The organism is Sinomonas sp. G460-2 (genome assembly GCF_047759905.1).
Taxonomy (GTDB): domain Bacteria; phylum Actinomycetota; class Actinomycetes; order Actinomycetales; family Micrococcaceae; genus Sinomonas.
In genome coordinates this window covers 1-6,882 of the sequence record NZ_JBKZWT010000195.1, presented here as the reverse complement: position 1 = coordinate 6,882, position 6,882 = coordinate 1, and the positions used below count along the sequence as shown (strand labels likewise).

General features: G+C 70.1%; 9 protein-coding genes. 6 read left to right on the top strand and 3 right to left on the bottom strand.

The features are described 5' to 3' along the window. Positions 1–248, bottom strand: a 248-nt coding sequence (locus ACLN58_RS15535) for a type II toxin-antitoxin system Y4mF family antitoxin (protein ID WP_415856159.1), incomplete at its 3' end; no start/stop codon positions are given. A gap of 222 nt (positions 249–470) precedes the next feature. On the opposite strand from ACLN58_RS15535, the gene ACLN58_RS15530 reads away from it, so the two are divergent. The 5 genes from ACLN58_RS15530 (at position 471) to ACLN58_RS15510 (ending at position 4,363) form a co-directional block, all read left to right on the top strand. After that, a complete protein-coding gene (locus tag ACLN58_RS15530; RefSeq protein ID WP_415856158.1) occupies positions 471–1,208 on the top strand; it encodes a phosphatase PAP2 family protein in 738 nt (245 codons plus the stop codon). Positions 1,209–1,285: 77 nt separating this feature from the next. Beyond that, the gene (locus ACLN58_RS15525) at positions 1,286–1,951 is read left to right on the top strand and encodes a DedA family protein (RefSeq protein WP_415856157.1); all 666 of its coding nucleotides are present in this window, start codon (positions 1,286–1,288) and stop codon (positions 1,949–1,951) included. Positions 1,952–1,995: 44 nt separating this feature from the next. Beyond that, the gene (locus ACLN58_RS15520) at positions 1,996–2,664 is read left to right on the top strand and encodes a response regulator transcription factor (RefSeq protein ID WP_415856156.1); all 669 of its coding nucleotides are present in this window, start codon (positions 1,996–1,998) and stop codon (positions 2,662–2,664) included. Further along, entirely contained in the window at positions 2,664–3,683 is a 1,020-nt protein-coding gene (locus ACLN58_RS15515; RefSeq protein WP_415856160.1) for a sensor histidine kinase, read from the top strand. The genes ACLN58_RS15520 and ACLN58_RS15515 overlap by 1 nt, the downstream gene beginning before the upstream one ends. Positions 3,684–3,724: 41 nt before the next feature. Next, a complete protein-coding gene (locus tag ACLN58_RS15510; RefSeq protein WP_415856155.1) occupies positions 3,725–4,363 on the top strand; it encodes a VOC family protein in 639 nt (212 codons plus the stop codon). A 117-nt stretch (positions 4,364–4,480) separates the two neighbouring features. On the opposite strand, the gene ACLN58_RS15505 is transcribed toward ACLN58_RS15510, so the two are convergent. Beyond that, a complete protein-coding gene (locus tag ACLN58_RS15505) occupies positions 4,481–5,266 on the bottom strand; it encodes a CPBP family intramembrane glutamic endopeptidase (RefSeq protein WP_415856154.1) in 786 nt (261 codons plus the stop codon). A gap of 29 nt (positions 5,267–5,295) precedes the next feature. Between ACLN58_RS15505 and ACLN58_RS15500 the strand changes: the two genes are divergently transcribed. After that, positions 5,296–5,994 (top strand): histidine phosphatase family protein, encoded by a 699-nt coding sequence (locus ACLN58_RS15500; RefSeq protein WP_415856153.1) that lies wholly within the window; start codon positions 5,296–5,298, stop codon positions 5,992–5,994. Positions 5,995–6,011: 17 nt separating this feature from the next. Here the strand turns inward: ACLN58_RS15500 and ACLN58_RS15495 are convergent. Then, positions 6,012–6,882 (bottom strand): amidohydrolase family protein (locus ACLN58_RS15495; protein ID WP_415856152.1); only part of this gene is annotated, 871 nt, incomplete at its 5' end.

Genomic DNA, 6,882 nt, shown 5'->3' with positions numbered 1-6,882 from the left:
GTCGCCGCCCCGAAGTGCACGCTCGGGTGCGCGGTCGGGTGCGCCCGGGCGACGACGGCGAGCTCGAGTCCGAGCGCCTCGAGCACGGCCGCGAGTGCGTCGAGGCGCACGCTGGCCTTGCCTTGCTCGACGAAGCGGACGAAGCGCTCGGACACCCCGGCGAGGTCCGCGAGGTCCTGCTGCGTGAGGCTCAGCGCACGACGGCGGTCCCTCACACGGGCGGCGAGGTCCCGGACCGCTTCCTGCATGTTTCCCCCGGCTCCGATTCTGGCTTCGCACCGAGCGGCACGATCGTTCCGATTCCATGCTCGCGCGGTAGCCTCGTGTGAGTCAAGCAACAGCCATCGCGGTGAATCGGCATGATCGTGCCGATGCGAGGGCCGCGGCCGCCTTGGGCCCGCCGCAAACTCCTTTCCGGTTCCGGGGCGGTTCTTAGAGCCGTCTTAGACGGGGCAGGGCAGGATAGGCACATGACCTCTCCCGACTACGCGGCGCGCGGCGCCCGCACGGCGCGCTCCCCGCGCAGCCGACTCGTCACTCTCCCGAGCCTGCGGCACTGGATCCTCGTGCCGGTCGCGATGAGCATTGTGGTCTTTGCCCTCGGCTTCCTCGCGAAGACCACCCCCGTCACCGATGCCGAGCTGAGCGTCAACCAGACCATGAGCACCCAACACGTCGGCTGGCTCAACACGGTCTCGCTCGCGCTCGAGAAGATCCTGGGGCCCTCGGGCGCCATCGTGATCCTCGTGCTCCTCATCGTGATCCTCTGGTTCCTGCGGCGCACGCCCATCGACGCGCTCGCGGTCGTCTCCATCACCGGCTTCGGCTGGGTCTACAGCCTCATCTTCAAGTACGGCGTGCACCGGCATCGGCCGGATCCGGGCCTCCTTGCTAACCCGCTCTCCCCGGACATGGACCCGAACAGCTTCCCGAGCGGCCATGTGTGCTTCGCCGTCTCGCTCACCATCGCGCTGTACTTCCTGTTCCGCGACAAGCGCTGGGGCATCTGGGTGCTCATCCTCGGAATGGTCTTCTCCGGCTTCGTCGCGATCTCCCGCGTCTACGTGGGCGTTCACTACCCCATCGACGTCATCGCGTCGTTCCCCGCCTCGGTGGCAGGCATCGTGCTCTGGTGCGGGCTCTGGAACAGACTCGCGATGCCCCTTCTCAACCGCGTCCCGTTCGTGGCGCGCCTCGAGTACCGCTGAGCGAACACCGCCGAGCGAACACCGCCGAGCCAACACCGCTGACCGACACCGTCACGCTCTACTGACAGGACACCCCCATGCTTGACCCGACCTCCCTGCTCGTCGACGCCGGACCCTGGGTCCTCGGCGTCGTGGGCCTCATCGTCTTCATCGAATCGGGGCTCCTGTTCCCGTTCCTGCCGGGCGATTCGCTCCTCTTCACGGTCGGCCTCCTCCACGCCCAGCTCGGACTCTCGCTGCCGATGCTCATTCTCGTGGTCATGGTCGCGGCCGTCGCCGGCGATCAGGCGGGCTATCTGCTCGGCCGAGCAGTGGGCAAGCGCTGGTTCCGCGAGGACGCGAAGGTCCTCAAGCTAAGTCATCTCGAGAGCGCGGAATCGTTCTTCGAGCGGTACGGCGGGAGGGCGCTCGTCCTCGCGCGCTTCGTGCCGATCGTGCGCACATACGTTCCTCTCGTGGCCGGGATGGCGCGCTACCCGTACCGGCGCTTCATCGGGTGGAACGTGATCGGCGCCGTCGCGTGGGCGGTGTCCGTGACCATGCTCGGCGTGTGGCTGGGCCACGTCGAATTCATCAAGAAGAACATCGACGTGCTCTCGGTGCTCATCGTCCTCGCGTCGGTCGTGCCGATCGGGTTCGAGGCGCTCCGCCACCGCCGGAACGCGAAGAAGGCGCGCGAGGCCGAGGCTGCCCGGGCCGAGGCCGAGCCGGTCGAGGCGTACGCCGAGAGCTCCGCCGACTGATCCGCGAGCCCCTCGCGCCGGCCGTCCTTGGCACAATGGCAGCCATGGACCTCCGACCCCGCGTGCTCCTCGTCGAGGACGACCGGCAGCTCGGCCCGCTCGTGGCCGAGCTGTTGGGCACGGACTTCGCCGTGACCCTCGCCTCCGACGGGCGCGAGGGGCTTGAGCTCGCGCTCGCGCGCGAGTGGGATGCCCTCGTCGTGGACCGCGGCCTGCCCCGACTCGACGGGCTGCGGCTCGTCCAGTCTCTCCGCGCGAAGGGCCTCGCGACCCCCGTGCTCCTGCTGACCGCCCTCGGGACCGTCCCCGACAAGGTCGAGGGCCTCGACGCGGGTGCGGACGACTACCTCGTCAAGCCGTTCGACGCCGACGAGCTCGCCGCACGCCTCCGGGCCATGACCCGCAGCTACGCACTCCCCGAGCGCGGCCGCCTCGCGGTGGGCGAATGGGAGCTCGACCCGGCCTCGCGCGTCATGTCCTCGCGCTACGGCGACCGCGTCGAACTCTCGGGCACCGAGTCCGCCCTCCTCGCGGTCCTCGCGCGGGAGCCCGGGCGCGTGTTCTCGCGCGCCGAGCTGCTCGCCTTGGCGTTCGACGCCGGCGAGACCCCGGGCGCCGTCGACACGTACGTGCACTACCTCAGGAAGAAGACGGACAAGTCGGTGATCAGGACCGTCCACGGCGTCGGTTATCAGCTCGGGGAGCTCTCGTGATGCCCACGCGGCGCCCGCCCCGCAACTCCGACGAGGCCGCGCTCCGCCGGGCAGCGCTCAAGGTGGGCTGGCAGATCGCCGGGGCGATCGCCGTCGTCGTCGTCCTTCTGCTCGGAGCCGCCGCCGTCTATCTGTGGGCCAAGTCTCAGCCCGAGGAGGTGCTCGCGCACCTCGAGCGCTCGGAGCCGCAGGTGCTCCTCGACACCGTGGACGTGCTCGGGATCCTCGTGGTGGGCGGCGTGGCGGGGATCGTGCTCGGGGGCGTTGTGGGGATGCTGAGCGCGCGGCGGGCCGTCCGGCCGCTCGGTGAGGCGCTCGCGCTTCAGCGGCGCTTCGTCCAGGACGCGAGCCACGAGCTCCGCACGCCGCTCGCCGTGCTCGACACCCGTATCCAGCTCGCGCAGAAGCGGCTCGGGGCGGAGAGCGAGGCCGCGCCCGTGCTCGCCGAGTTGCGCGCCGACTCGGCCTCGCTCGCCGCCGTCATCGAGGACCTCCTGGGCGGCATCGCGGGGCAGGGCCCCGACACCCCGGAGGTACCCACGGACCTCGCCGCCCTCGCGCTCGAGGTCGTGGCCGACTTCGGCGTCCTCGCCGCAGACCGTGGAATCTCGCTCGAGCACGAGCCCCCGGCCGGGCCGGTCCGGGTCCCGGTCGCGTCGGCGCCGCTGCGGCGCGTCATCGTGGCCCTGCTCGACAACGCACTCAAGTACACGCCCGAGGGCGGGCGTGTGACGGTCGCCGTGCGCACCGCGCCCGGCTCGGGGCGAAGCACGACGGCGGTGCTCACCGTCGCGGACACCGGCCCCGGGATCGAAGGCCCCTCCCCCGAGCAGGTCTTCGAGCGCTTCGCGGGCTCGGGGAGCGCCGGACTCGCCGCGCGGCGGAGCTACGGGATCGGGCTCGCGCTCGTGCGCGAGATCGCCGTACGCAACGGCGGATCCGTGCGGATCGCGGAAACTGGCGCGGGAGGTACCACTATGGAAGTCTCGCTCCCGGCGGCGGCCCACAAGTTAGGTTAACCTAAGCTGAGACGAACATCTCAAAGTGCCAAGATGACTGCATGCGTATGGACCATGTTTCTTATGCCTGCGAACCTGATGGCCTGGCGGCCACGACGGAACGTATAGCCAGCGCACTAGGGGTCGAAGCGGTCAAGGGCGGGGTCCACCCCCGGTTCGGCACCCGCAACATGATCATCCCGCTCACGGCGCACCACTACCTCGAGGTCGTCGAGGTCCTCGACCACCCGGCGTCGGACAAGGCGCCGTTCGGCCAGGCGGTGCGTGCCCGCTCCGCCGCGGGCGGCGGATGGATGGGCTGGTGCGTCGAGGTCGACGATCTGGTCCCCTTCGAGGAGCGCCTGGGCCGCAAGGCCGTTCCCGGCAACCGCAAGTTCCCGGACGGCCGCGAACTCGTCTGGAAGCAGATCGGCATCCTGGGCCTCATCGCCGATCCCCAGGTCCCGTACATGCTCAAGTGGGAGGGCGATCCGGGCCTGCACCCCTCGAACGCCTACGCCGGCACGGTCTCGGTCACGAAGCTCACGATCGCCGGCTCGGCCGAGCGGGTGACGGAGTGGCTCGGCGAGCCGGTCGAGAAGCCGCTCGAGGACGTCGAGGTCGAGTGGGTCGCGCCGAAGGGCACCCCGGGCATCATGTCCGTCACGTTCAGCACGCAGAACGGCCCGGTCACGATCTGACCGGTCCTTAGGCCGGAGACCTCACAACCGCTCGGACGGGACCCCGCAACGTTGCGGGGTCCCGTCCCGCGTGTTGCGGGGTCGCATCCCGCGTGTTGCGGGGTCCCGTCCCGCGACTCAGCCCAGGCCGATGGCCCTGCCCACGAGGCTGAAGCCCACGAAGGCCACGATGTCGAGGAGCGCGTGGGCGATGACGAGCGGCATGACGCGCCCGTACCGCCGGTACACCCAGCAGAACACGAGCCCCATGACGGCGTTGCCGACGAACGGCCCGATCCCCTGGTACAGGTGATAGCTCCCCCGCAGGATCGCGCTCGCGGCGACCGCCGCCGCGCTACTCCAGCCGAGCCGCCGCAGCCAGCCGAGCATGAAGCCCACCACGACCGTCTCCTCGAGCAGCGCGTGCCGCACAGCGGACAGGATGAGCACCGGCACGGTCCACCAGTACGTGTCGAGGCCACTGGGAATGATCGACGTCGTGATGCCCAGTACGCGGCCCGCCCAGTAGAGCCCGAGCGACGGGATTCCCATCGCAAGGAAGAGGCCCACGCCGTAGAGGACATCGCGCCCGGGCCGGCGGAAGTCCAGACCGAGGCGCAGGAACGGGGCGCGCCACCCGCCACGGCCCACCGCCTCCCACACGAAATACAGGGCCAGCGCCACGGGGACCAGCGAGAACACGATGTCGAGCAGCTGATACGTGAGGTCGAAGTACTCGCGCGAGCTGAGCGTCTTGTTGAGCGTCGACTTCCCTTGGGCGAGCGGCGCCTGCGTTGCCTTGTCGAGGAGCTGCACCACCGAGTACACCGCGGACTGCCCGAGCGAGAGCCCCAGGACGATGAGGAGCTGCACCCGCGAGCGCGTGCGGGAGGTTGAGCGGACGACGGCGAGTGCATCGGGCATGCAACCATCCTGCCTTAGGCTGGGGTGCTATGAGCGCGCCGCGGCAGATCATCATGGTCCGGCATGGCCAGTCGGCCGCGAACCTGGACACGAGCATCTACGAACGCGTGCCGGACTACCGGATCCCGCTCACAGAGCTCGGGCTCGAGCAGGCGCGCGAGGCCGGGCGCCGCATCCGTGAGCAGCTCGACGGCGAGCGGGTCCGCGTGTATGTGTCCCCGTATCTGCGCGCCTACCAGAGCCTCGAGGCCATGGACCTCGCGGACCTCATCGAGCGGGTCGTCGAGGAGCCCCGGCTGCGCGAGCAGGACTGGGCGAACTACCAGGTCGCCGAGGAGATCGATCAGCAGAAGAAGCTGCGCGACACCTACGGCCATTTCTTCTTCCGCTTCCGCGAGGGCGAGTCCGGGAGCGACGTGTACGACCGCGTCTCGAGCTTCCTCGAGACGCTCCACCGCCACTGGAACAAGCCGGGCCACGCGCCCAACACCCTGCTCGTGACCCACGGGCTCACGATGCGCCTGTTCTGCATGCGCTGGTTCCACTGGACCGTAGAATACTTCGAATCGCTCAACAACCCCGAGAATGCCGGGGTGCACACGCTCGTGATGCAGGACGACGGGCGCTACGAGCTCGACCGATCGTTCAGCCAATGGGCCGATCGGAGTCGGACGGACACGGTCCTCTCGACGCCTCCAACCCCTCAGCAACCACCCACGGCCCCTTAGGGCAACCGCTCCACCGCCTAGCGAACCCGCTCGCCCGCCCGCCAGACCGCGTGCGTGAGGGGCATCCCGGGGCGATAGGCGAGGTGTGTGGCGGAGGGCGCGTTGAGAAGGTGGACGTCGGCGCGATGGCCGACGGCGATCGACCCCACCGCGCGCTTCCCGTCCTCGTCCCTCCCCACGTGCCTCCGGAGCGCGAGCGCCCCGCCGAACGTCGCGGCCCGCACGGCTTCCTGGACGCTCAGGCCCATCTGGAGCACCGCCGTCGTGACACAGAAGGCGACCGAGCTCGTGTAGCTCGTGCCGGGGTTGCAGTTCGAGGCGATGGCGATCTGGACGCCGGCGTCGAGCAGCCGTCGGGCCGGGGCGAGCGGTGCCCGGGTGGAGAGGTCGCACGCCGGGAGCACCGTCGCGACCGTGCCGGCACCCTCCACGTCGCCCGGGCCTGCCCACGCGCTCCACGTTCCTGCGAGCGCATCGACGTCGGCGTCGTCGAGGAAGTTCACGTGGTCGACGCTTGCCGCGCCGACCTCGACGGCGAGCCGCACGCCCGCACCCGGGCCGAGCTGGTTGCCGTGCACGCGGAGCCCGAGGCCCGCGTCACGGCACGCGAGCAGCACGCGGCGCGACTGCTCCTCGGTGAATGCGCCGCGCTCGCAGAACACGTCGGCCCAGCGCACGTGCGGCCGGACGGCGTCGAGCATCTCGCCGCACACGAGCTCGGTGTACTCCTCGGCGTCGGTTCCGGCTGGCACCAGGTGCGCGCCCAGATACGTGACTTCATCGACGGCCTGTGCGGCGAGCATCGCGCTGCGCCGCTCGTTCTCGACGTCAAGCCCGTACCCCGTCTTCGTCTCGAGATACGTGGTCCCCCATGCCGTCGCCTCCGCG

Coding starts and splice junctions, on each gene's coding strand:
- ACLN58_RS15525 (WP_415856157.1), top strand. CDS start 1,286: ATGCTTGACCCGACCTCCCTGCTCGTCGACGCCGGACCCTGGGTCCTC.
- ACLN58_RS15505 (WP_415856154.1), bottom strand. CDS start 5,266: ATGCCCGATGCACTCGCCGTCGTCCGCTCAACCTCCCGCACGCGCTCG.
- ACLN58_RS15520 (WP_415856156.1), top strand. CDS start 1,996: ATGGACCTCCGACCCCGCGTGCTCCTCGTCGAGGACGACCGGCAGCTC.
- ACLN58_RS15500 (WP_415856153.1), top strand. CDS start 5,296: ATGAGCGCGCCGCGGCAGATCATCATGGTCCGGCATGGCCAGTCGGCC.
- ACLN58_RS15530 (WP_415856158.1), top strand. CDS start 471: ATGACCTCTCCCGACTACGCGGCGCGCGGCGCCCGCACGGCGCGCTCC.
- ACLN58_RS15515 (WP_415856160.1), top strand. CDS start 2,664: ATGCCCACGCGGCGCCCGCCCCGCAACTCCGACGAGGCCGCGCTCCGC.
- ACLN58_RS15510 (WP_415856155.1), top strand. CDS start 3,725: ATGCGTATGGACCATGTTTCTTATGCCTGCGAACCTGATGGCCTGGCG.